Consider the following 21,335-nt stretch of genomic DNA (forward strand, 5'->3'; position numbering starts at 1 on the left):
AGATGCGTTTATCGAGTCTTGCTGCAGCGTTTTGCATGGCCGCTGTTTTGCCCCAGGTACAGGCGGCCGAACAGGAACTGAAGTTCTACAACTGGTCCGACTACATTGCGCCCGACACCTTGAAGAATTTCCAGCAGGACAGCGGCATCAAGGTCCAGTACGACATCTTCGACACCAATGAAATGCTCGAGGCCAAGATGTTGTCCGGGCATTCGGGCTATGACCTGGTGGTGCCTTCCAGCCAGTTCCTGTCCAAGCAGATCCGCGCCGGCGCCTACCAACCCTTGCAGCGCAACCTGCTGGGCAACTGGAAGCACCTCGACCCGCGCCTGATGCAGCGCCTGGAAGCTGCTGACCCGGGCAATAAATACGCCGTGCCGTATATGTGGGGCACCGTGGGCATCGGCTACAACGAGGAAAAAGTCCGCGCCGCCCTGGGCAAGGACGTGGTGCTTGATTCCTGGTCGATGGTCTTTGATCCGGCCAACCTGGCCAAGCTCAAGAGTTGCGGCGTGGCTTTCCTCGATGCACCGGTGAAGATCATTCCCCAGGCCTTGTTGTACCTGGGCCTGGACCCCAACAGCACCCAACCCGATGACTACAAAAAGGCCTCGGCGCTCCTGATGAAACTCAGGCCGTCGGTGACCTACTTCAACTCGTCGAAATACACCGCGGACCTCGCCAACGGTGATATCTGCGTGGCCATCGGTTATTCCGGCGACGTGATGCAGGCCCAGACCCGGGCGAAGGAAGCCGGGAAAACCGTCGACATCCGCTACCTGCTGCCCAAGGAAGGGGTCAACCTGTGGTTCGACATGCTGGCCATTCCCAAGGATGCCGGCAACACGGTGGGTGCCCACAAGCTGATTGACTACCTGCTACGCCCCGAAGTGATCGCCCCGGTCAGCGACTACGTGGGTTACGCCAACCCGAACAAGGACGCCACCGCGCTGATGGACCCCAAGGTCAGCGGCAACCCGGGCATCTATCCCGGCGACGACGTGATCGCCCACACCTTCGTCTCCGCCGACCTGCCAGACCCGATACAGCGCCTGATCACCCGCGAGTGGAACCGGATCAAGTCCGGTCAATGAATTGACGAGTGTTTGCCATGTTGAATTTTTCTGCCCACGAATATCCCTATCCGTCCCAGCGCCAGAGCGTGTTCGCCCGTCGCGGCATGGTCGCCGCCTCGCAACCGTTGGCGGCGGAGGCGGGGATTGAAATCATGCGTCAGGGGGGCAACGCCATCGATGCGGCGATTGCCACGGCGGCCGCCCTCACCGTTGTTGAACCTACCGGCTGTGGCCTGGGCGGTGACGCCTTTGCACTGGTCTGGACTCAGGGCCAGTTGCATGGCTTGAACGCTAATGGTCATGCCCCGGCGGCACTGAGCATCGAGGCGGTGAAGGCGGCAGGTCATGCGCAGATGCCGTTGTATGGCTGGACGCCGGTCACCGTGCCTGGTTGCCCTTCCGCCTGGGCTGAATTGTCCCGGCGTTTTGGCAAGCTGCCGTTCGCCGATCTGCTGCAACCGGCCGTCAGCCTGGCGCGTGACGGCTTCCCGCTGTCGCCGGTGGTCGCCCAGCAATGGCAGGTCGCCCTGGATGAGTTCAGCCCCCACCGCGACGCGCTGCTCGAGCCCTGGTTCGAGACGTTCCTGATCGACGGTCGCGCCCCCCGGGCAGGCGAACTGTTCCGCAACCCGGCCCAGGCCCGCACTCTGGAGGAACTGGCGGCCACGCAATGTGAAAGCTTTTACCGCGGCGCGCTGGCCCAGCGCCTGGATGCCCACTCCAGAGCCACCGGTGGTTACCTGCGCGCGACGGACCTGGCCGACTACCGCGCACAATGGGTCGACCCCATCCACATCAACTACCGTGGCGTCGATGTCTGGGAAATCCCGCCGAGCGGGCAAGGCCTGGTGGCGCTGATGACGCTGAAAATCCTCGAAGGCTTCGATTTCGACCACCGCGACAGCCAACAGACCTGGCACCGTCAGTTGGAAGCCATGAAGTTGGCCTACAGCGACGGCCTGCACTACATCACTGACCCGCAGCACATGCGCGTGGCCGTGGCTGATCTGCTCAGCGATGACTACAGCGCCCGACGCCGTGGGCAGATCGGCGAGCAGGCGCAACCGCCCGCGCCTGGCGACCCCCATGCCAGCGGCACGGTGTACCTGGCATGCGCCGATGGCGAGGGCAACATGGTTTCGTTCATCCAGAGCAACTACCACGGCTTTGGTTCCGGTGTGGTGCTGCCCGACAGCGGTATCGCCTTGCAGAATCGCGGGCAGGAATTCAGCCTCGATCCGGTACACGCCAATTGCCTCGCTCCAGGCAAGAAAACCTTTCACACCATCATCCCCGGTTTCCTGAGCAAGGACGGCCAGGCCCTCGGCCCGTTCGGCGTGATGGGTGGCTATATGCAGCCTCAGGGGCATGTGCAGATGGTCATGAACCTGGTGGACTTCGGCCTCAACCCGCAGGCCGCACTGGATGCGCCGCGCTGGCAGTGGCTGGGCGAGATGAAGGTCGGCATCGAACAGGGCGCTTCCCGCGACCTGGCCAACGCATTGGCCCGGCGCGGGCATCACGTGCAGATCGCCAGCGACCTGACCGACTATGGGCGCGGGCAGATCATCCTGCGCGATCCGGTGACGGGTGTGCTGTGCGGGGGGACAGAACCGCGGGCGGATTCGCACATTGCGGTGTGGTGATCTCAGCCCCTGTGGGAGCGAGCATGCCCGCTCCCACAGGGTGCCCTTTATTGCCTGGCGTTCTGGCTGTGGCGGTAATCACTCACTGATTCATACACCGCCTTGCGCAGGCGATTGATTCCGCCAATCGGGCGGTGCGCCTCAAGGCCGAACCACGGGTTGAACGACAGGTTGTCGCATTTCAGGTTCTGCGCCGGGGTGTCGAAATCCTGGGCGGGCAGGGTGATACGGGCCACGGTCTGGAACGGCGCATCGGCCTCACGCCACTCGACACTGGTGTCCTCGATCGGCATGTATTTGTTCGCGTCCTGGCGCTGGATCTGCAAGACGAAACACGCCGGCACCCGGTCGGTGGAGAGTTGCTGCGTGAGGGCGCTACGCAGGAAGTTCGGCAGGTCGTGATTCTGCTGGGGCAAGGTGTAGGCCGGGCAGTTGTCCGGATCCGGCGCGACCCTGAACTTTGCATTGCCCTCGCCGAACTTGTACGGCGACACGGAAAAATAGGTGGTCTGCGTCGGGCTGTCCGGTGGCGGCGAGAGCGTCGCCAGGGCGATGAACAGGTGGCGGACCTGCCAGGTGCGCGGGTCCCAGCCAGGGAAGAACGCCATGACCTTTTTGCCGTCGGCCTGTGCCGCCACGTTCTGACGGTATTCGGCGACATCGCTGACAAAAAAGTTCGGGTGGCTGAACATCACGAAGTCCTGTTCGCCCTGGTCCTGGCGGTTGGCGAGCAGTTGTTTGCCCGGCACATCCAGCAGTTTGATCGCCATGCCTCGGGCGTCACGGATGCTGTCGAACTGCGGATAGGCGTTGCCGTTGGACAGGCGCAGGGTGGCTTGCCAACGTTTGCCCGGCTCGCTGAACACGCCGCGACGCAGGTCCTGCGCCAGTTCCGGCAACACCTGTACTTCGGCCTTCACGCAGCCATGGGCCTTGGCGTGGGCATCGCGCAGGTAGCGGGTGCTTTCGCGGTGTTGATCGACGATGCGCACGGCGGTCTGGATCACGTCCCGGGTCATGGCCGCTTCGCCTTCGGGGATTTGCTCTCGCGAAGGCACCGGGCCTCGGTGTTGCCAGGCAAACCAGGCGCTGGAAACCGCCCAGCCAAGCAGGCCGATCACCAGCGTCCACAGCAAAATCTTGCCGAGCAAGCGCCCCAGCCGCAACCAGAGCCTGGCCAACAGCGGCAATTCCTTTTTGAACGTGGTCATGATCATGGCAGTTGTGTCTCCAGCGGGCCGCCCAGCACCTTCAGGTATTCCAGCAGCGCCCAGCGTTCCTCGGGTTGCAGCAACCGGCCAATCACGCCATTGCCCCGTTGGCCGGCGCGGAATTCATGGCCGCTGTTGCGGTTGCCAGTCATGCGCGTATCGAACACGAAGCCGTTGTCGAAGGCTTCCGTGCGGTAGCCCAGGTGCCGTGGGTCGTACTCGAAGGTGCCCCGGTAGAAGGTGGTGGCGCGTTCATCCTGTGGTGAGAGCAATTGATAGATGCTCGGCACCGAGCCGTTGTGCAGGAACGGCGGCGTGGCCCAGACACCCGCCAGCGGGCGGGCTTTGTACGCGACTTTTTCGCGCACGCCGATGGGCAGGCCGAAACCGTCGAACTGTGGTTTCTCGGCAGCCGTGATCCCGGCGTCGCGGTAAGCGCGGTTTTCGACGAAGGCCGTGACGTAGGCCAGGCCCTTGGCCACCGAGAGTTGGCTCAAGTCCAGCGGTTCCTTGGGCTCGGGGTCCAGCTTCACGTCCAGCCTGGCAAGTTCCGCCGGGTCCCATTGCAGGGCGGTCAGGTCGAAACGGTGGTTGGCGATGTTGTTGGCAGCGGTGGGGTCGGTGCCGATGACATCGACCGGCAGCATGTGCAGATGCTGGACCCAGCGCTCGCCTTCCTGCGTCACTTTCGGCACGTGACAACCAGCGCAGTTCTCTGTGAACAGCACGCGGCCCTTGGCTGCCAGCGGTTTATCGACTGCGCCCAGCAGCTCCTCCGGCCAGGCTGGCGGTTTGAGGCGTTGCAGGGTTTGTTCAATCAAATGCAGATCACGCACCCTCACGCTGGAGGGGTAGCGCTCGTCGCCCATGAGCGGCTGGCGGTTTTCGTCGAAGAAATTCAGCGTGGCTCCCACCCCCAGCGCTTCGCCGATGTTGCGCGCCATGGGTTGCTGTGCCGAGCCGTTCCACTGCACCCAGTCGAAGGTCCACATGTCCCACAGTTGCGGGTAGTCCACCGGTGCGTTGGCCACCCGGTAGTTGGCGGGGGAGATCGCGTCGCCAAAACTGGCGTTGGCAATGCGGCCGAATGCGTCGGTGCGACCAGGGCCTTCCTCGGTAGGGTAAAGCCCACGGTGGGTATCGTTCCAGGCCACTTTCAGGAAGGTGTCGAGGGACTTTTTGAAGTCCTTGCGCAGTTGCTGCTGTTGGCTGTCGTAATCCTGGCCCAGGACATTGCGGGCGAAACGCTCGAACTTCCAAGGGTTGTAGTAAGTAGATGTCAGACTGGCGACCAGTGCTTGTCCGAAACTGCCACCACGTAATGTAGGAACGCTGGAGGGCAATACATGTTGCGCCGTGCCGCCGTCAATACGGATCGCCTGGCCTTTGAAGCGCAGCTCGCCGGTGTGGCAAGCGGAACAGGTAATATCCAGAAATTCATCTTTGTTGCCGGGGTTTTTATGCCGGGCGAAGCCCACGGGCAGGTTGCCGGGGTTGTCGGGCGTGGCTTTCTGGCCGGGGTCGATGAGGAAACCGAAACGTGCCAGGTACTCCGGCGCGGCGAATCGTCGCTCCGAGAAGGGCAATTCGAGTGCGGTGAACCACTCATAACGCAGGCCTTTGACTTGCGTGCCCTGGGGGGTGAAATAGTAAGTCTGGCGGTCGCTCGCGCTCCACTGCTCCAGATAATGCACCTGCTGTGCAGGTGACCATTGCGGCAGTTTCGGGTTGGCGACGTAATACAGGACCACCGCCAGGACCACGCCCAGCAGCGCCACGATCAGAATCAGCAATCGGTAAAAGAGGCGCAAGTTAACTATCCTTGTCGATTTATCGCTTCCTTATGCCTGACCTATAATTTTGCGGCAAGTGGCCATTACGCCGGAGATGACGCAAGTCAGTGACAAACGAAGTGCCTTGATGACATAAGCTTCATCATCCAATTATGGAAATGCGTTAAAACACCTGAACTTATCAGTAACATCCTGTTCTCATCCCGGTAGCCATTGGTCGTGGCCGCCTGATAAGCTCGCGGCTTTACTCGATTGCCCTTTTGGCGCATGAACAAGGAAATAGCATGAAACAGCATCGGTTGGCGGCGGCGGTGGCCCTGGTTAGCCTGGTACTCGCGGGTTGTGATTCGCAGACCAGCGTAGAGCTGAAAACCCCGGCGCAAAAAGCTTCCTACGGGATTGGCCTGAACATGGGCAAGAGCCTGGCTCAGGAAGGCATGGATGACCTGGACTCCAAGGCCGTTGCCCAGGGCATCGAAGATGCCGTCGGCAAGAAAGAGCAGAAGCTCAAAGACGACGAACTGGTTGAAGCCTTCGCTGCACTGCAAAAGCGTGCCGAAGAGCGTATGGCCAAGATGAGTGAAGAGTCGGCCGCTGCCGGCAAGAAATTCCTCGAAGACAACGCCAAGAAAGCCGGTGTCACCACCACGGCTTCGGGCCTGCAGTACGAAGTGGTCAAGAAAGCCGACGGCCCTCAGCCAAAGCCGACTGACGTCGTGACCGTTCACTACACCGGCACCCTGACCAACGGTACCGTGTTCGACAGCTCCGTCGAGCGTGGCAGCCCGATCGATCTGCCGGTCAGCGGCGTGATCCCGGGTTGGGTCGAAGGCCTGCAACTGATGCACGTTGGCGAGAAGTACAAACTGTACATTCCTAGCGAACTGGCTTACGGGGCCCAAAGCCCGAGCCCAGCCATTCCAGCCAACTCGGTGCTGGTATTCGACCTGGAACTGCTGGCTATCAAGGATCCATCCAAGCAAGACGACGCCGCGAAATAATCAGCGTCTGTCCCGCCTGCAACGCCTCGCTTATGCGGGGCGTTGTTGCATCTGGCGCCTGGCGAAGGTAAACAAAGCGAACGGATGTTGCAGCACGCAGTCAGACCCATTGAGGTGCTTGCGTACGCCGCGACGGGGCGCCAAGTCAATGAAATTCTGGGCGTTTTTATGTGTGTAAAAAACGCCCGATCTAAGCGAGGCCCTTGTGATACGGGCCTTTCAGCGGTGAAATGCAGGTCTGTTCACAAGGTTATCCACAATTTGTGTGGATAACCCTGCCGTGGGAGGAATGATGAAAGCTCCGTGGAATTTCGCTCGGTTCCTGCCGCTTGCCGGACGCCTGCTGGCTCGTGGTCGACTGCCGACGCTGCTGTTCTCCGTGGCCAGCAAAAGCGCCAGCCAGGGCAATCGCCTCGGCAAAATCAAGGACGATCTGCGCTTGTTGCAGGCATTGTGCCTGGCGTACTGGCGGGGAGAATACCGGGCCATCAGTCCAAAAGCGCTGGTGTCGGTTGTGGCGGGCTTGATGTATTTCCTCAGCCCGGTGGATGCCATTCCGGATTTCATCCCCGTGTTCGGCATGATCGATGACATCGCCGTGCTCGCCTGGTTGATGAAAGTGCTCGATGACGAACTCAACGCTTTTCGTGCCTGGCGCAAACGCCAGGTGCCGGAGAAACTCCTGGTCGTGGAGCGACTGCCCGCCACCCCGGAACAACTGAAGCTCCAGGGCTCGAAAAAAGCCTGATTTTGTTAAGGATCATTCCTATATCCATACCCCGCGACCTTGGCCGCTGTTAGGATTACACTTCCAAGGAAAAGCACCGGCTCGTTTAGGGTCGTTGTCCTACGGGGAAGTCATGGATATTCAGATAATCACACGCGATGGTGAGCCCGAGTATGCGGTTCTGCCGTGGGCCCGATATCAGGCTTTACTGAAAGCAGCGGGCATTGACCCGCAACCACCGCAGGCCGCCCCAGAGCGTCCGTCGGCCACACCGGACCCGATTCTCCCGGGCCTGGATCAACTGCGCAGTTTACGCGAAGCACAGGGCATCGCCATCGAGGCGCTCGCCCGCACGGTAGGCATCAGCCCGTCTTATCTGGCCATGATCGAACGTGGTGAGCGTCAACCCGACGCTGCGATTCGCCGCAGTCTGGCCTGGGAATTGAAGGTGCCAGGGTGGAGGGATGAATCGTGAGCGTACGCATCAGTCGTCAACATTGGGACGGATTGCTGGGCGAGCTGGATCAGGCGCGCCGCCAAAGGCATCTGCTGACCTACCGTGCATTGCTGGAGCGCTTGCAGTTGCCGACGCCGGCCATGCAAACCCTCACGGCGGCCCTGGAGCATCTGGCCGCACTGGATGCCAAGGCTGAGCAGCCCCTGCGCAGCTCCCTGGTGATCAGCCAGGGTGCCAGTCGCTTGCCACGCACTGGGTTTTTCGAATGCGTCGAGCGTCTGGGGCGTTTTTCCGGGCCGTCTGACGGAGTCGCCGCGGCATCCTGGCACGCCTCGGGAAGTTGTGCGTGTATTCGAGTACGAATACCCCGAATCGGCGGAGGCCTGAATGCTGCTCAGATTCAAGGCGCGGGCTGGCTACTGGCTTGCCCGCCGGCTTTTTCATTGGACATGGTGCGTTCGCCAGCCCCGTGTCTGGAGCTGGATGGAAAGCCAGTTTGCCCGCATGGCCAACCTGGGTAACGTCCAGGCGCAAAGCTTCTACGGGCATATCCTGACGTTCCGTGGCGTGGGGCTCGGTGCGCGGGAAGAAGGCATCCGCTTGCTACGCCTGGCGGCGTTGGCCGGTGATGGCAAGGCGGCCTACCAAGTGGGTGTGATCAGCCTGGCTGGAAGCGCGAGCAAAGCGCCAGACCCGGTGGAGGCCGCTCGGTTCTGGAACCTGGCCTTGAAAGCAGGACACCCATTGGCCGAGATCAAGCTCAACGAATTGGCTGCTCGCGACACTGCGCAATAAATCCTTTTCCCTCTAACCCTCCCACAGGTTCAGCATTCCAGCTCAGGTTCCTGTGCGGTGAGGCTGTCGATCACGTGCACGCTGTACCCCGGAATGTTCTTGGCGTGATGCTTGGCCTGGGAAGCCATTTCTGCCAGTTGGCTGGCGTCGAGTTGTGCGCAGGCCTGTGTGTGCAGGTGGACCACGCCGATCGACAGCGATAGCAATGGGAATTCCTGGCGCACACCCTGGCGGTTGGGGGCGATGAAGCAGCCGGCTTCCAGGTGTTCGGCGCGGTAGAAGCGTCGGCATTGGCTCTGGAAGTCGTCCAGCAGTTGGTTCAGGCGTTTGCGCCAGTCGTCCGGACCGAGCACCAGCAGGAAGTCGTCGCCGCCGATGTGGCCGACGAAGTCGCGTGAGGGATCGACGCGGTCGTTCAGGCATTGCGCCAGGCACAGCAGGACTTCATCACCGCGGCCGTAGCCGTAGATGTCGTTGAAGGGTTTGAAGCTGTCGATGTCGACGTAGCAGATCACCGATTCGCGTTGCTGTTGCAGCAAGCGGGTCAGGCATTGCTGGATCGGTACGTTGCCGGGCAGCAGGGTCAGCGGGTTGGCGTAGCGGGCCTGCTGGATTTTCAGTTCGGTAATCAGCTTGAGTACGTCGATGACCCGGCCCAGCCCCAGATAGCCGCCGTTGAGGGTGATAATGAAGTCTTCTTCGATGCGTTGCCGGGCGCGGCTGGTGATCAGGCGGCTGACCTGTTGCAGCGACTGACTCATTTCCACGGCAAGGAAATCGTCACTCATCAGCCGACTGATGGGCTTGCGGGCGAACAGGTCGGTCGCAAACGGCTTGAGCAGGGCGTCCGACAGTGAATGCCGGTGGACGATACCGCACGGTCGGCCGAATTCGTCGAGCACTGCCAGCGAGTTCAGATTGGCCTGGCGGCGGAAGGCCTCCAGTACCGTCGCTGTCGGCGTATCCCGGTCGACTGCCGGCTGGTCGTTCAGCAGGGCGCTCAGGTCGCTGCCTTCGTCGTTCAAGGCCACGGCAGCGCTGTCCTGTTTGGGCATCAGCGGCCGCGCATCCCGTGGCGGCTGTTCCTGCGGCCGGCAAAGCAGGTAACCCTGGACCAGGTCCACCCCCATGTCAGTCAGCACCGCGAGTTCTTCAGCCAGCTCGATGCCCTCGGCAATCACTTGCGCCCGGGACGCTTTGGCGATTTGCATGATCGAGCCGACAAACTCGCGCTTGAGCGCATCCTGATGGATGCCGTCGATGAAGTGCCGGTCGATTTTCACATAATCGGGTCTCAGCTCGGACCACAGACGCAGGCTCGAGTAGCCGGCACCCAGATCATCCAGCGCGATGGAGAACCCCATGGCCCGGTAGTGGTTGAGGGCCTTTTGCAACAGTTGGAAGTCGTCAATGGGCGTCTGTTCGGTGAGTTCGATGACGACCTGGCTCGGCGGTATTCCGAAATCTTCCAGTAGTTGCAGGGTGCGGCCCGGCTGGTGTGCGGCTTCGAGTAGCGATTCCGGCGACACGTTGAGGAAGAGTTTGCCGGGCAGTTGCTGTTCGTGGAAACGTCGGCAAGCGCTTTCGCGGCAGGCGATTTCCAGCTCGTTAAGTCGACCGGCCTGACGGGCGACGGCAAAGAGGGCGATGGGGGAGTGCAGCGGGCTGTTGGACGGGCCGCGACTGAGGGCCTCAAAACCAAGAATCCTGCGTTCAGAGAGGGAAATGATCGGCTGGAACAGGCTGTGCAAACCACCTTGAGTTAAGATTGAACTCAATGCACCCAGCTGTTCGGTCGTGGTCATGGCGATCTCTTGGTAAAAAAAAGGACCGGAAACTCGCTTTTTTCAAGAGAGGTTCCAGTCCTTTATTTCACGACAGATTGATGACTGTTTGATGACGTCTCAGCGGCGTCAGCATTAAATAGCCACCATCTTAGTGCTTGGCCACCGCCGTGTTGAGTTTCAGGTAGTCCAGCAGAATGCGCCCGGTCTCGCTCAGATAGGCATCATCTTCTGGTTTGACCTTGTCCGGTTCCGCCGCAGCAACGTCTTCGTCTTCTTTCTTCAGCTCTTTGAGCGGTTCTTCGCCTTTGGCCTTGCGACGGATGTTTTCCATCGCCAGTTGCTTGGCTTCGATATCGGCGTGCTGGGCACGACGTTCCGCTTCATTGAGGCTGACGGTTTTTTCCGCCATCAGTTTCTGAGCCAGGGCCAGCTTGTCGCGGATGAACACGAACTCGGCATCCTTGGCTGTACGTACGTCATGCTCGGATTTGAGCTGGGTGATGTACGGCTTGAACGGATCGACCGCCGGCTTGATGGCCGCGCGGATGGTGTCCCACGGCATGGCTTCGGGCAGAGCGCTTTCCCCGATTTCCTTGGTGTCGATGATCGACGGGTAATCGATGTCAGGCAATACGCCCTGATGCTGGGTGCTCTGGCCGGAAACCCGGTAGAACTTGGCCAGGGTCAGTTTCAGTTCGCCATGGTTGAGCGGCTGGATGGTCTGAACGGTGCCTTTGCCGAAGGTCTGGCCACCGATGATCAGCGCGCGGTGATAATCCTGCATGGCGCCGGCGAAAATTTCCGAAGCCGAGGCGGACAGGCGGTTGACCAGCAACGCCATCGGCCCTTTGTAGAAGGCGCCCGGGTTTTCATCTTCCAGGACGTCGACACGGCCATCGGCATTACGCACGAGCACGGTCGGGCCCTTGTCGATGAACAGGCTGGTCAGCTCCGTGGCTTCCTGCAGGGATCCACCGCCGTTATTGCGCAGGTCGATGACCACGCCGTCGACCTTCTCTTTTTGCAGCTCGGTCAGCAGTTTCTTGACATCGCGGGTGGTGCTTTTGTAGTCCGGATCGCCAGCGCGGAACGCCTTGAAGTCCAGGTAGAAGGCCGGAATCTCGATGACGCCGAGCTTGTAGTCCTTGCCGTCCTGTTTCAGGTTGAGGACCGACTTCTTCACGGCCTGGTCTTCAAGCTTCACCGCTTCGCGGGTGATCGGCACGATCTTGCTGGTCTGGTCGTTCGGCGCATTGCTGGCGGGGATGACTTCCAGGCGCACCACGGTGCCTTTTGGCCCGCGGATCAGCTTGACCACTTCGTCCAGGCGCCAGCCCACCACGTCGACCATCTCCTTGTTGCCCTGGGCAACGCCGATGATCTTGTCCGCCGGTGCAACCTGCTTGGTCTTGTCGGCCGGGCCGGCAGGCACCAGACGCACGACTTTCACCTGGTCATTGTCGCTCTGCAACACGGCGCCGATGCCCTCGAGGGACAGGCTCATGTTGATGTCGAAGTTCTCCGCGTTATCCGGTGACAGATAATTGGTGTGCGGGTCGTAGGACATGGCGAAGGTGTTGATGTACGCCTGGAAGATATCTTCGGCGCGGGTCTGGTCCAGGCGCGCCAATTGGTTCTTGTAGCGCTTGGTCAGGGTTTCCTGGATCTGCTTGGAGTCCTTGCCGGCGATCTTCTGGCGCAGCACTTCATCCTTGACGCGTTTGCGCCACAGGTCGTCGAGTTCCGCAGTGGACTTGAGCCAAGGGGCGTCCTTGCGGTCAATCAGCAAGGTTTCCTTGGTGGTGAAGTCGATCTTGTCGACGCCTTTGTCCAGCTCGGCAAGGGCGAAGTCCAGGCGCGCCTTGACGCGGTCCAGGTAGCGCTTGTAGATGGTGAACCCGGCGTTGAGGTCGCCGCTCTTGAGGAAGTCGTCGAACTGCGTCTTCCATTTGTCGAACTCGGCGATGTCGCTGGCCATGAAGTAGCTGCGCGACGGGTCCAGCAGCTTGATGTAGCTGTCGTAGATGATCACCGAGCGCGCGTCATCGAGTGGCGGTTTGCTGTAATGATGGCGCTTGAGCAACTCGACGACATTCAGGCTGGCGATCACTTCGTCACGATCAGGCTGAAGCTTGTCCCAGCTATTGGCTGCGAACGTATTGCTCGACATCGGCATCAGGCCGATACCGATGAACAGAGCGAGGGCGGTGCTGGGGAACAGGTGCTTCATGCCGATTCGACGCAGGGACAATTGATAACGCATATTAGGCCGTCTTTGAAGTCGCCGGGTCCACGAGGGCCGGTCGCATAATGCAAAAAGCCCGGCGCTATAGCTTCGGGCTCAGTCCAGACTCACTATGGAGGCACTGTGAAAGCATTGCAAGGCGTGGAAGGTCAAGTGGCATGGGTTGAAGAGCCCAGTCCTACGTGTGATGTAGGGCAAATTCGCATTCGCGTGTCGGCTGCAGGCCTCAATCGCGCCGATTTATTACAAAAAGCGGGCCTTTATCCGCCGCCGCCGGGGGCGAGCCAGGTGCTGGGCCTGGAGTGTTCAGGGGTGATCAGCGAAGTCGGTCCGGGGTCGTCCTGGCAAGTCGGCGACCGCGTTTGCGCCTTGCTGGCCGGGGGTGGCATGGCCGAAGAGGTGGTAGTCGACGGACGGCACGTGCTGCCGGTGCCGGAAGGAATATCCCTGATCGAAGCCGCCGCATTACCTGAGGTTTACGCAACGGTCTGGCTGAATTTGTTTCAATTGGCTGCGCTCCGGCCCGGTGAGAAAGTTCTCCTGCACGCCGGAGCAAGTGGAATCGGTTCAGCCGCCATTCAGCTGTGCAAGGCATTCGGCAACCCGTGCTGGGTCAGCGTCGGCTCTGCCGAGCGCTTGGCCTACTGCGAAGCGTTGGGAGCCCAGGGTGGCGTGTTGCGAGGCGATGACCTGGAAGGCTTGAGAGACCTGGGGCCGTTCGACGTGATCCTCGATCCGGTCGGTGGCAATTACGCTGCGCTGAACCTGAAGCTGCTGGCCAGCGATGGCCGTTGGGTGCTGATCGGCCTGATGGGGGGCCGTGAGGCCAAGCTGGATCTGGCGCAGGTGCTGGCCAAACGTGTGCAATTGCTGGGTTCGACCCTGCGCAGTCGCGACGATCTGTTCAAGGCCGACCTGTTCAGCGGACTCAGCCAGCATGTGTGGCCGTTGTTTGCCGACGGTCGCCTGAGCCCGCAACTGGCGAAGACTTTCCCGATCAAGGATGCCGAAGCGGCGTTTGCCGAGTTGGCGAGCAATACGGTGGCGGGGAAGGTGGTGTTGGTGATTGATGAGAGCCTGAGCTGACAGCACAGGACCTGTGAGAATACTCACATACTTGTAGGAGCGAGCTTGCTCGCGATAGCGGTGTGTCATACAAAACTGTATTGGCTGATACACCGCAATCGCGAGCAAGCTCGCTCCTACAGGGGTACGGGGGGATCGGATTTATTTCCAGAGATGAATCGGCCAGCCAGCCTTCTCTGCATGCTCGCGCAACACCGGGTCCGGATTCACCACGTGCGGGAAATCCACCTTCAGCAGCAACGGCAAATCGTTGCGTGAGTCCGAATAGAAACTCGCGCCTTCGAGGTTTTCCTCTTCCGCGTCCAGCCATTCCAGCAAGCGAGTGATCTTGCCTTCCCGGTAGGTCAGGGTACCGGTGGTCTGGCCGGTGTAAACACCATGCGCAACCTCCAGTTCGATGCCGAGAATTTCGTCGATGCCAAGCCGTTCGGCAATCGGCCGGACCAGGTGAGTGCCCGACGCGGAGATCACCAGAATGCGGTCCTCGGCTTTGCGGTGGGCGGCGATGGCTTTGGTTGCCTCGCTGAAAATGATCGGTTCGATGACGTCTTCCACCCAGGGGCCGACCAGGTGGTCGATCTCTTCGGGGGTGCGCCCGATCATGGGCTCCAGGCTGAAGGTCATGTAGTCCTCCATGCGCAGCTTGCCGTGGCTGTAGGCGTCCATCAGTTCGTTGTTGCGACGCATGAACGACTCCGGGTCGACCCAACCCAGCCGCCCCATCTGCTCAGCCCAGAGGGTGGCGCAGTCGCCGTGGATAAGGGTTTCGTCCAAATCAAAAATTGCCAGGGCCATGGGGGGCTCTCGGTGAGAGCAGCTTCAAGCCGTGAGCTTCAAGCTGCAAGAAAGGGATCAGTTGGCCGGCAGTCTACGGCTTGCAGCTCGAAGCTTGAAGCCTGAAGCCTGAAGCTTGAAGCTTGAAGCTTGAAGCTTGAAGCTTGCAGCTGCTCTCATGCCACCTCACGCAGGGCCGTCGGATCGATGGAAAGCGACAGGCGCTGGCCATCGGGGTGCAAGTCCGTCGCCGAACGGTTGAGCACATCCACCACCAGTTCCACGCCCCGGGCCTCGACGCGATAACGAATCACGTTGCCCAGCAGACTGTGGCTGCGCACCTGGGCATCGAGTTCGCCTTCCAGGCTCAGCTCGATGGCCTCCGGGCGGATGGCGATGCGATGGTTGATCGGCCGTTGCAGCAGCTTGGTTGCGCTGTCCGCATCCAGCAGATTGTAGTTACCGATGAAGCCGGCAGCGAATACATCCACCGGCGCGGTGTACAAGGTTTCGGCGTCGCCACTTTGTACGATCTTTCCCTGATTCATCAGGAAAATCCGGTCGGACATGGTCAGCGCTTCTTCCTGGTCATGGGTAACGAAGATAGTGGTCAGGCCGAGTTCGCGCTGGATCTGACGGATCTGTTCGCGCAGATGCTTGCGAATGCGCGCATCGAGGGCCGATAGCGGCTCATCCAGCAGCAACAGACGCGGGCGTGTCACCAGTGAACGAGCCAACGCAACGCGCTGGCACTGGCCACCGGACAGTTGATGCGGGTAGCGCGAAGCGAAGTCGCCGAGCTCCACCAGTTTCAACACTTCGGCGACCCGTTTGTGGCTATCGTCGCTGTTGACCTTCTGCATGCGCAGGCCAAACGCGACGTTTTGCTCAACGGTCATGTTCGGGAACAGCGCGTAACTCTGGAACACCATGCCGATCCCGCGCTTCTGCGGGCTCAGCGGAACGATATCGACGCCATGGAGCAGGATCTTGCCGCCATCCACCGGGGTCAGCCCGGCGATGCAGCGAAGCAAGGTCGACTTACCGCAACCGGAAGGCCCCAGCAGGGTAACGAACTCGCCTTTTTGAATCTCGCAATTGATGTCACTGAACACCGTGGTGCCGGCGTAGTTCTTCTGAAGGTGTTGGACGCTGACGTAGCTCATTCGCTTTTGTCCTTGTTCAAGATGTTGGCCGCCCAGGTCAGAACCAGCACGAAAAAGAAGTAGGAAATCACCAGCGCACTGGTGAAGTGACCGCTGCTGTTGCGCATGTTGTTGAGGTAGACCTGCAGGGTCTCGTAACGGGTGCCGACGAGGATGTTGGCGAAGACGAACTCGCCGAACAGGAAGGAGAACGACAGCAGCAGCGCCACCATCAAACCCTTGCGCAGGTTGGGCAGCACCACCAGGAACGCTGCTTGCCAGGTGCTGGCGCCGAGCAGTTGTGCCGCGTCCATCAGGTCGCGCAGGCTGATCGCTTGCAGGTTGTTGGTGATTGCGCGGTACATGAAGGGCAGGGCAATGGTGAAGTAACAGCCGATCAGAATCCACGGCGTGCCGACCATTGCGAAAGGCCCGGAACCGTACAGTTGCAGCAGCCCCACTGACGACACCACCGGCGGCACCGCGAAGGGCAACAGGATCAGGATGTTCATCAGCGCATCGAGTTTCGGAAAGTGGTAATGCACCACGAACAGCAACGGCAGGATCAGGACCACCGACAGGACCAGCGCGCCGACGCACACCACCAACGATTGGCCGAAGGCGTGGAGAAAGCGCGGGTCGCTCCACAGCGCGATGTACCATTTGAGGGTAAAGCCGCTGGGCAGGATGGTCGCCGACCAACTGCTGGCGATCGAGTAGACCAGCGTGCCGGCCAGGGGCAGCAACAGAATGGCAAACAGCAAGTACACCACGACCCGGTGATAAACAGCGACGGGCCCCCGTTCAGCGCGAGACATGGTAGCTCCTCTTCAGCAGCAGCTGATGCACGATGGTCACCAGGGTCATCAACGCCACCAGCACTACGGCCAGGGCACTGGCCAGGTTAGGGTCCAGGGAAATATCACCGGACACCATCGCCGCGATGCGGATCGGCAGTACGTTGAAGTTACCGGTGGTCAGGGCGTACACCGTCGCGTAGGCGCCGAGGGCGTTGGCCAGCAGGATCACGAAGGTGCCAAGCAGTGCCGGGGTCAGCACCGGCAAGCCGATGTGCCGCCAGAACTGCCAACCGCTGGCACCGAGCAACTCGGCGGACTCTCGCCAGTCTTCGCGCAAGGCGTCAAAGGCCGGGTACAACAGCAGCACCCCCAGCGGAATCTGGAAATAGGTGTAGAGAATGATCAGCCCGGTCTTGGAATACAGGTTGAAGTCCTGGATCAGTCCGGCCTGCTTGAGCAGGATGGTGAAGCTGCCGTTGAAACCCAACAGAATGATGAATGCGAAGGCGAGGGGCACGCCGGCGAAGTTGCTGGTCATGTTGGCGAAGGCGTTGACGAAATTTCGCAGCTTCGAGTCGACCCGCCGCAGCGAGTAGGCACCGAGGACGGCAATGAAGATGCCGAATACGCTCGACCAGAAACTGATCTCCAGGCTGTACTGGATCGCCTGCAGGTAGAACTTGGAGCTGAAGATCTTGCTGAAGTTGGCCAGGCCCCAGCCGAACTCTTCCGATTCCAGGCTGTTGATCATCACCCAGGCGAGCGGAGCGATCTCGAACACGATAAAGAACAGGGTAAAAGGCACCAGGCACAGGGCCGCGAGCCACTTGCCGCGCGTCATGGCATTCACTTGAGCAGCTCCGGGCATACGGGTTTATCGTGGGGCACGCCCAGCAGTTCGCAGACCGTGCCGCAAATTTGCGTCTGTTTCGGTGTGGCGCTGGCGTCGAGGCTGAAGGCGTCACCGAAGACGAACAGCGGCACCTCGCGTTCTTCAGGCAACAGGCCATTGTGCGAGCGATCGCTGTTCATGCCGTGGTCGGCCGTCACCAGCACCTGGTAGCCGGCGTCCAGCCAGCCTTGCAGGTAGTCGGCGAGAATGATGTCGGCCGTGCGGGCACTGTTGCGGTATTGCGCGGTGTCGAGGCCGTGCTTGTGCCCGGCATCGTCGATGTTCATCGGGTGCACCAACAGGAAGTTCGGCGCATGGCGCAGGCGCAGGTTTTCCGCGTCGGCGAACAGGTGTGAATCGGGGTAGTGATCGTTCCAGTAGAAATGCCCATGCTGGATCGGCAGTTGCGGGTCGTCGGTATGACGGTCGCGCGCGGCGATGAACGGCGAGCGGTTGTACAGTTCGCTGACCCAGTGATAAGCCGCTGCCGCCGTCGTCAACCCGGCCGCGCGGGCGTAGTGGTAGATGCTGCGCTGGTTGGATAGGCGCGAGACATGGTTATGCACGATGCCACTGTCGATGGGCGGGACGCCGGTCAGGATGCATTCGTACAGGGGGCGTGACAGGGCAGGCAGTTCGCACTCCAGCTTGTAGAGCGCCGCCCGTCCTGCGCCGACGTAAGCCTGCAAATGCCCCATGGCGTGGTGTGCAACCTCGTAGTTGAGACCGTCGAGCACCACCAGGATGACGTTGTGTTTCATAGGGGCGAAAACTCCGCGGGCAGAAATTCCGAATGTGGCGCGGTCCATTGTGGGAGCGGCGGTGCGACGACTCGCCTTGCCCGCGATGGCGGCGAAACAGTCAATGCATCGGTAACTGACACAATGCCATCGCGGGCAAGCCCGCTCCCACAGGGATCCCAGTGGGAATCAGGAAGCGGGTTTTACCGCCTTACTTCATCTCAACAATGACTTCTTCGTTCCACTTCTGCGGCAGGGCCTTCGAAGTCTTTTCCCACGCGTCCGCGTCCTTGATCGGGGTGACCTTCTTGTACTGCTCGTTCGGCAGCAGCTTGGCCTGTACGTCGGCTGGCAGGGTGAGGTGCTCAGCGCGGATCGGACGTGCATTGCCCTTGGCCAGGTTGATCTGGCCGGCGTCGCTGAAAATGTATTCGCGGGTCAGCTTGGCGGCGTTGGGGTTCTTGGCGTATTTGTTGATGATGGTGGTGTAACCGGAAATCACCGAGCCGTCGGACGGGATCAGCACCACGTAATCATCCGGGTTCGCCATCTTGGCCTTGTAGCTCAGGCCGTTGAAGTCCCAGACCACCCCCACTTCGATCTCGCCCTTTTCCATGGTGGCGATGGTCGGGTTGGCCATCGACAGGCGACCCTGCTTGGCGATGTCGGCGAACAGCAACAGCGCCGGTTGCAGGTTCTTCTCGTCGCCACCGTTGGCCAGTGCGGCGGCCAATACACCGTTGGCGGCTTGGGCGGCGGTGCTCACGTCACCGATGGACACCTTGTATTTGCCGTCCTTGAGATCAGCCCACTTGGTGGGTACGTCGGAACCGTGCAGCAGTTTCTTGTTGACGATGAAGGCGATAGTCCCGGTGTAGGCAAGGGCCCAATGACCATCCTTATCCTTGGCCCAGTCGGGGACCTGTGCCCAGGTGCTTGGTTTATAGGGTTGCGTCACATTCTGCTTGACCGCAATCGGGCCAAAGGCAGCACCGACGTCCCCGATGTCAGCGCTGGCGTTGTCTTTTTCAGCGGCAAACTTGGCGATTTCCTGCGCGGAACTCATGTCGGTGTCGAGGTGCTTCAGGCCATATTGACTGGCCAGATCCGCCCAGGTGCCTTTCCAGTTTGCCCAGTCATCGGGCATGCCGACGCTGTTGACGGCGCCTTCGGCTTTCGCAGCGGCTTCCAGGGTTTTCAAATCATCAGCGGCCATGGCGGCGGTACACAGGGCAATGGTCGAGCCTAACAGTGATGCCAGGAAAAGCTTTTTCATTCCGAAGCTCCTTTGGGCGTTTTCAACGCTGCGATTGCGGTTGTGTTGGTCTAGGTCAGCAATACCTGAGCCAATCTAGGTGGGCTGGATGACATTTTGATGTCTGCCGATTTTTTTCACGTCGCAGTGCTCAGGGTTCGAGATAAGCGTAGACCATGCCAAGGGCGCCGGAATTGTGGGCCTTGGCCATCAAATTGCAGGGGGGAGGAGCGTACCGTTCGGTTGTTTTGTCATCTGCCAGTCATCAGCAGTGCCTAGGCTTCCAGGAAGTTGATAACGCCGTTTCCAACCCGGCCTCGCCCCGAAACAGTGCTGGTCTAGTCCAGATGGGTAACATTGATGCGTATTGAAGCGACGAAGGCGGTCACCGCCATCGGGCAGGTTTTGCAGGAGCAACTTGATCACGGGCTATTGGCACCCGGCAGCAAGTTGCCGGCCGAGCGCAAGCTCAGTGAGTTGTTCGGCACGACGCGGATCACCCTGCGTGAAGCTTTGTTGCAGTTGGAGGCACAAGGGCACATCTACCGCGAGGAACGTCGGGGATGGTTTGTGTCGCCGCCGCGCCTGGCCTACAACCTGATGCAGCGCAGCCACTTTCACGCGATGGTCAGCGCCCAGGGCCGGGTACCGTCCACCGAGATGATTTCGGCACGGTTGCTACCGGCGTCGGCGGCGGTGTGTGCCTGGTTACAATTGCCGGCGCTGTCGAGCGTGATCCAGATCTGTCGGGCGCGCAGGATAGATGGGCGGCTGGTGCTCTACGTCGAGCACTACCTCAACCCTCAGTATTTTCCGGGGATACTGGATTTCGATCTGAATCAGTCGATTACCGAATTGTACGCCCGTCATTACGACCTGCATTATGGTCGGGTGCGCTTCGAAATCGTCCCGACCGCGTTATCGGTGGATGCGGCGGCGGCGTTAAGGGTGTCGGTCGGCAGTCCCGGGTTGCGTATTGCCCGGGTCAATTACGATCAGCACGAGCGACTGATCGACTGTGACCTGGAGTTCTGGCGGCACGATGCGATTCACGTCAGTGTCGATGTGGTTTGAGCCTGGCCGCCGCAGACTCTCGGGTTTCGTCAACCGAATCGGTAGATGTCCATGCCGAGCGCGCCCATGGTGAAGCCCTGGTGGCTGATACTGAATGCACCTCCAGCGCCTCGCGCGAAGTACAGCGGCAACAGGTGCTCATCGCTTGGATGATTACGCACGGCGTTGGGTGCCAGCCGCCGGTAATCATGCAGCGCCGCTTCATCATTGGCCTCTAGCTTCTCGATCATCCAGTCGCGGAAGACCTTCGCCCACGGCTCGACGCTTTCCGGACCGGCATGCCAATCCAGCTCGCGCAGGTTGTGAGTGATGCTGCCAGACCCGATCAGCAGCACTCCCTGTTCGCGCAGGCTGCGCAATGCCTGGCCCACACGGGTCTGCAGGGCAGGCCCTTCGTGGGTGGGCAATGAAACCTGCACCACCGGGATGTCGGCTTGTGGATACATCAACGACAACGGAACCCAGACGCCGTGGTCGAAGGGCCGATGATTGTCGAGGCGCGCAGGCAAGCCGCTGTCATTCAGCAATCCAACCACCGAGGCCGCCAGCTTTGGCTCGCCAGGCGCCGGGTACTGCACCTCGAACAACGCACGCGGAAAACCGCCGAAGTCATGCCAGGTTTCCGGGTGGGGGTTGGCGCTGACCAGCAGCTCATTGCTTTCCCAGTGGGCGGAAACAATCACGATGGCCTTGGGTCTGGGCAATTGTGCGGCAATACGGGCGAGCGCAGGTCCACTGTCGCCGGGCTCGAGGGCCAGCATGGGGGAGCCGTGGGAAATGTACAGGCTGGGGAACATACAGGTGCTCCAAAGAGTAAGATGGCTCCATCTT

At 60.6% G+C, this 21,335-nt stretch carries 19 protein-coding genes and 1 pseudogene; 9 read left to right on the plus strand and 11 right to left on the minus strand.

Annotation, left to right across the window (positions count from 1 at the left end):
• The first annotated feature begins 2 nt into the window (after nucleotides 1-2).
• Nucleotides 3-1,094 (plus strand): polyamine ABC transporter substrate-binding protein, encoded by a 1,092-nt coding sequence (locus AB4N64_RS03620; RefSeq protein ID WP_460122049.1) that lies wholly within the window; start codon nucleotides 3-5, stop codon nucleotides 1,092-1,094.
• Between the two features lie 17 nt (nucleotides 1,095-1,111).
• The gene (locus AB4N64_RS03625; RefSeq protein ID WP_460122051.1) at nucleotides 1,112-2,722 is read left to right on the plus strand and encodes a gamma-glutamyltransferase family protein; all 1,611 of its coding nucleotides are present in this window, start codon (nucleotides 1,112-1,114) and stop codon (nucleotides 2,720-2,722) included.
• A 47-nt stretch (nucleotides 2,723-2,769) separates the two neighbouring features.
• Here the strand turns inward: AB4N64_RS03625 and AB4N64_RS03630 are convergent, their stop codons facing one another.
• Together AB4N64_RS03630 and AB4N64_RS03635 are read right to left on the minus strand one after the other, a co-directional pair.
• The gene (locus AB4N64_RS03630) at nucleotides 2,770-3,906 is read right to left on the minus strand and encodes a catalase family protein (protein WP_460126587.1); all 1,137 of its coding nucleotides are present in this window, start codon (nucleotides 3,904-3,906) and stop codon (nucleotides 2,770-2,772) included.
• Between the two features lie 29 nt (nucleotides 3,907-3,935).
• Entirely contained in the window at nucleotides 3,936-5,744 is a 1,809-nt protein-coding gene (locus AB4N64_RS03635; RefSeq protein WP_460122053.1) for a di-heme-cytochrome C peroxidase, read from the minus strand.
• 266 nt (nucleotides 5,745-6,010) lie between these two features.
• Between AB4N64_RS03635 and AB4N64_RS03640 the strand changes: the two genes are divergently transcribed.
• From AB4N64_RS03640 to AB4N64_RS03660, 5 genes and pseudogenes are all read left to right on the plus strand, one after another.
• Complete coding sequence (locus tag AB4N64_RS03640) at nucleotides 6,011-6,727, plus strand: FKBP-type peptidyl-prolyl cis-trans isomerase (protein ID WP_460122055.1); 717 nt, start codon at nucleotides 6,011-6,013, stop codon at nucleotides 6,725-6,727.
• A gap of 292 nt (nucleotides 6,728-7,019) precedes the next feature.
• Nucleotides 7,020-7,475 carry a YkvA family protein gene (locus AB4N64_RS03645; protein WP_460122057.1) on the plus strand — a complete coding sequence of 152 codons (456 nt, stop codon included), beginning with the start codon at nucleotides 7,020-7,022 and terminating at the stop codon, nucleotides 7,473-7,475.
• A gap of 112 nt (nucleotides 7,476-7,587) precedes the next feature.
• A complete protein-coding gene (locus tag AB4N64_RS03650; RefSeq protein ID WP_460122059.1) occupies nucleotides 7,588-7,929 on the plus strand; it encodes a helix-turn-helix domain-containing protein in 342 nt (113 codons plus the stop codon).
• Nucleotides 7,926-8,298, plus strand: a pseudogene (locus tag AB4N64_RS03655) (hypothetical protein). Before AB4N64_RS03650 ends, AB4N64_RS03655 begins: the two are co-directional and overlap by 4 nt.
• Entirely contained in the window at nucleotides 8,299-8,706 is a 408-nt protein-coding gene (locus AB4N64_RS03660) for an SEL1-like repeat protein (protein WP_460122061.1), read from the plus strand.
• Between the two features lie 29 nt (nucleotides 8,707-8,735).
• Here AB4N64_RS03660 and AB4N64_RS03665 read toward each other — a convergent pair whose 3' ends face one another.
• Together AB4N64_RS03665 and AB4N64_RS03670 are read right to left on the minus strand one after the other, a co-directional pair.
• Nucleotides 8,736-10,511, minus strand: coding sequence for a bifunctional diguanylate cyclase/phosphodiesterase (locus tag AB4N64_RS03665; protein ID WP_460122063.1), 1,776 nt, complete (start codon nucleotides 10,509-10,511; stop codon nucleotides 8,736-8,738).
• Nucleotides 10,512-10,641: 130 nt separating this feature from the next.
• A complete protein-coding gene (locus AB4N64_RS03670; protein WP_460126588.1) occupies nucleotides 10,642-12,723 on the minus strand; it encodes a carboxy terminal-processing peptidase in 2,082 nt (693 codons plus the stop codon).
• A 138-nt stretch (nucleotides 12,724-12,861) separates the two neighbouring features.
• On the opposite strand from AB4N64_RS03670, the gene AB4N64_RS03675 reads away from it, so the two are divergent.
• On the plus strand, nucleotides 12,862-13,824 hold the full coding sequence (locus AB4N64_RS03675) for a zinc-binding dehydrogenase (protein WP_460122065.1): 963 nt from the start codon (nucleotides 12,862-12,864) through the stop codon (nucleotides 13,822-13,824).
• Nucleotides 13,825-13,965: 141 nt separating this feature from the next.
• On the opposite strand, the gene AB4N64_RS03680 is transcribed toward AB4N64_RS03675, so the two are convergent.
• The 6 genes from AB4N64_RS03680 to AB4N64_RS03705 form a co-directional block, all read right to left on the minus strand.
• Nucleotides 13,966-14,619: an HAD family hydrolase gene (locus AB4N64_RS03680; protein ID WP_460122066.1), complete on the minus strand. Its 654-nt coding sequence runs from the start codon at nucleotides 14,617-14,619 to the stop codon at nucleotides 13,966-13,968.
• Nucleotides 14,620-14,774: 155 nt separating this feature from the next.
• A complete protein-coding gene (locus AB4N64_RS03685; RefSeq protein WP_460122067.1) occupies nucleotides 14,775-15,764 on the minus strand; it encodes an ABC transporter ATP-binding protein in 990 nt (329 codons plus the stop codon).
• On the minus strand, nucleotides 15,761-16,561 hold the full coding sequence (locus AB4N64_RS03690) for an ABC transporter permease (protein WP_460122069.1): 801 nt from the start codon (nucleotides 16,559-16,561) through the stop codon (nucleotides 15,761-15,763). Before AB4N64_RS03690 ends, AB4N64_RS03685 begins: the two co-directional genes overlap by 4 nt.
• Nucleotides 16,548-17,384, minus strand: a complete 837-nt coding sequence (locus AB4N64_RS03695) for an ABC transporter permease (protein ID WP_460126589.1) — start codon at nucleotides 17,382-17,384, stop codon at nucleotides 16,548-16,550. Before AB4N64_RS03695 ends, AB4N64_RS03690 begins: the two co-directional genes overlap by 14 nt.
• A 5-nt stretch (nucleotides 17,385-17,389) precedes the next feature.
• On the minus strand, nucleotides 17,390-18,196 hold the full coding sequence (locus AB4N64_RS03700) for an alkaline phosphatase family protein (protein ID WP_460122070.1): 807 nt from the start codon (nucleotides 18,194-18,196) through the stop codon (nucleotides 17,390-17,392).
• Nucleotides 18,197-18,386: 190 nt separating this feature from the next.
• Complete coding sequence (locus tag AB4N64_RS03705; protein WP_460122072.1) at nucleotides 18,387-19,451, minus strand: ABC transporter substrate-binding protein; 1,065 nt, start codon at nucleotides 19,449-19,451, stop codon at nucleotides 18,387-18,389.
• Nucleotides 19,452-19,790: 339 nt separating this feature from the next.
• Between AB4N64_RS03705 and AB4N64_RS03710 the strand changes: the two genes are divergently transcribed.
• Nucleotides 19,791-20,504 (plus strand): UTRA domain-containing protein, encoded by a 714-nt coding sequence (locus AB4N64_RS03710; protein WP_460122074.1) that lies wholly within the window; start codon nucleotides 19,791-19,793, stop codon nucleotides 20,502-20,504.
• A 29-nt stretch (nucleotides 20,505-20,533) separates the two neighbouring features.
• On the opposite strand, the gene AB4N64_RS03715 is transcribed toward AB4N64_RS03710, so the two are convergent.
• Nucleotides 20,534-21,301 (minus strand): DODA-type extradiol aromatic ring-opening family dioxygenase, encoded by a 768-nt coding sequence (locus tag AB4N64_RS03715; RefSeq protein ID WP_460122075.1) that lies wholly within the window; start codon nucleotides 21,299-21,301, stop codon nucleotides 20,534-20,536.
• Nucleotides 21,302-21,335 lie beyond the last annotated feature (34 nt).

The sequence above is a fragment of the Pseudomonas sp. S2_C03 genome, from assembly GCF_054668405.1.

What these genes read in the sequence shown, in the direction of transcription:
- AB4N64_RS03650 (WP_460122059.1), top strand. Translation starts at nt 7,588, where the DNA reads ATGGATATTCAGATAATCACACGCGATGGTGAGCCCGAGTATGCGGTT.
- AB4N64_RS03625 (WP_460122051.1), top strand. Translation starts at nt 1,112, where the DNA reads ATGTTGAATTTTTCTGCCCACGAATATCCCTATCCGTCCCAGCGCCAG.
- AB4N64_RS03620 (WP_460122049.1), top strand. Translation starts at nt 3, where the DNA reads ATGCGTTTATCGAGTCTTGCTGCAGCGTTTTGCATGGCCGCTGTTTTG.
- AB4N64_RS03665 (WP_460122063.1), bottom strand. Translation starts at nt 10,511, where the DNA reads ATGACCACGACCGAACAGCTGGGTGCATTGAGTTCAATCTTAACTCAA.
- AB4N64_RS03645 (WP_460122057.1), top strand. Translation starts at nt 7,020, where the DNA reads ATGAAAGCTCCGTGGAATTTCGCTCGGTTCCTGCCGCTTGCCGGACGC.
- AB4N64_RS03685 (WP_460122067.1), bottom strand. Translation starts at nt 15,764, where the DNA reads ATGAGCTACGTCAGCGTCCAACACCTTCAGAAGAACTACGCCGGCACC.
- AB4N64_RS03705 (WP_460122072.1), bottom strand. Translation starts at nt 19,451, where the DNA reads ATGAAAAAGCTTTTCCTGGCATCACTGTTAGGCTCGACCATTGCCCTG.
- AB4N64_RS03700 (WP_460122070.1), bottom strand. Translation starts at nt 18,196, where the DNA reads ATGAAACACAACGTCATCCTGGTGGTGCTCGACGGTCTCAACTACGAG.
- AB4N64_RS03715 (WP_460122075.1), bottom strand. Translation starts at nt 21,301, where the DNA reads ATGTTCCCCAGCCTGTACATTTCCCACGGCTCCCCCATGCTGGCCCTC.
- AB4N64_RS03710 (WP_460122074.1), top strand. Translation starts at nt 19,791, where the DNA reads ATGCGTATTGAAGCGACGAAGGCGGTCACCGCCATCGGGCAGGTTTTG.
- AB4N64_RS03680 (WP_460122066.1), bottom strand. Translation starts at nt 14,619, where the DNA reads ATGGCCCTGGCAATTTTTGATTTGGACGAAACCCTTATCCACGGCGAC.
- AB4N64_RS03690 (WP_460122069.1), bottom strand. Translation starts at nt 16,561, where the DNA reads ATGTCTCGCGCTGAACGGGGGCCCGTCGCTGTTTATCACCGGGTCGTG.
- AB4N64_RS03640 (WP_460122055.1), top strand. Translation starts at nt 6,011, where the DNA reads ATGAAACAGCATCGGTTGGCGGCGGCGGTGGCCCTGGTTAGCCTGGTA.
- AB4N64_RS03670 (WP_460126588.1), bottom strand. Translation starts at nt 12,723, where the DNA reads ATGAAGCACCTGTTCCCCAGCACCGCCCTCGCTCTGTTCATCGGTATC.
- AB4N64_RS03660 (WP_460122061.1), top strand. Translation starts at nt 8,299, where the DNA reads ATGCTGCTCAGATTCAAGGCGCGGGCTGGCTACTGGCTTGCCCGCCGG.
- AB4N64_RS03695 (WP_460126589.1), bottom strand. Translation starts at nt 17,384, where the DNA reads ATGACGCGCGGCAAGTGGCTCGCGGCCCTGTGCCTGGTGCCTTTTACC.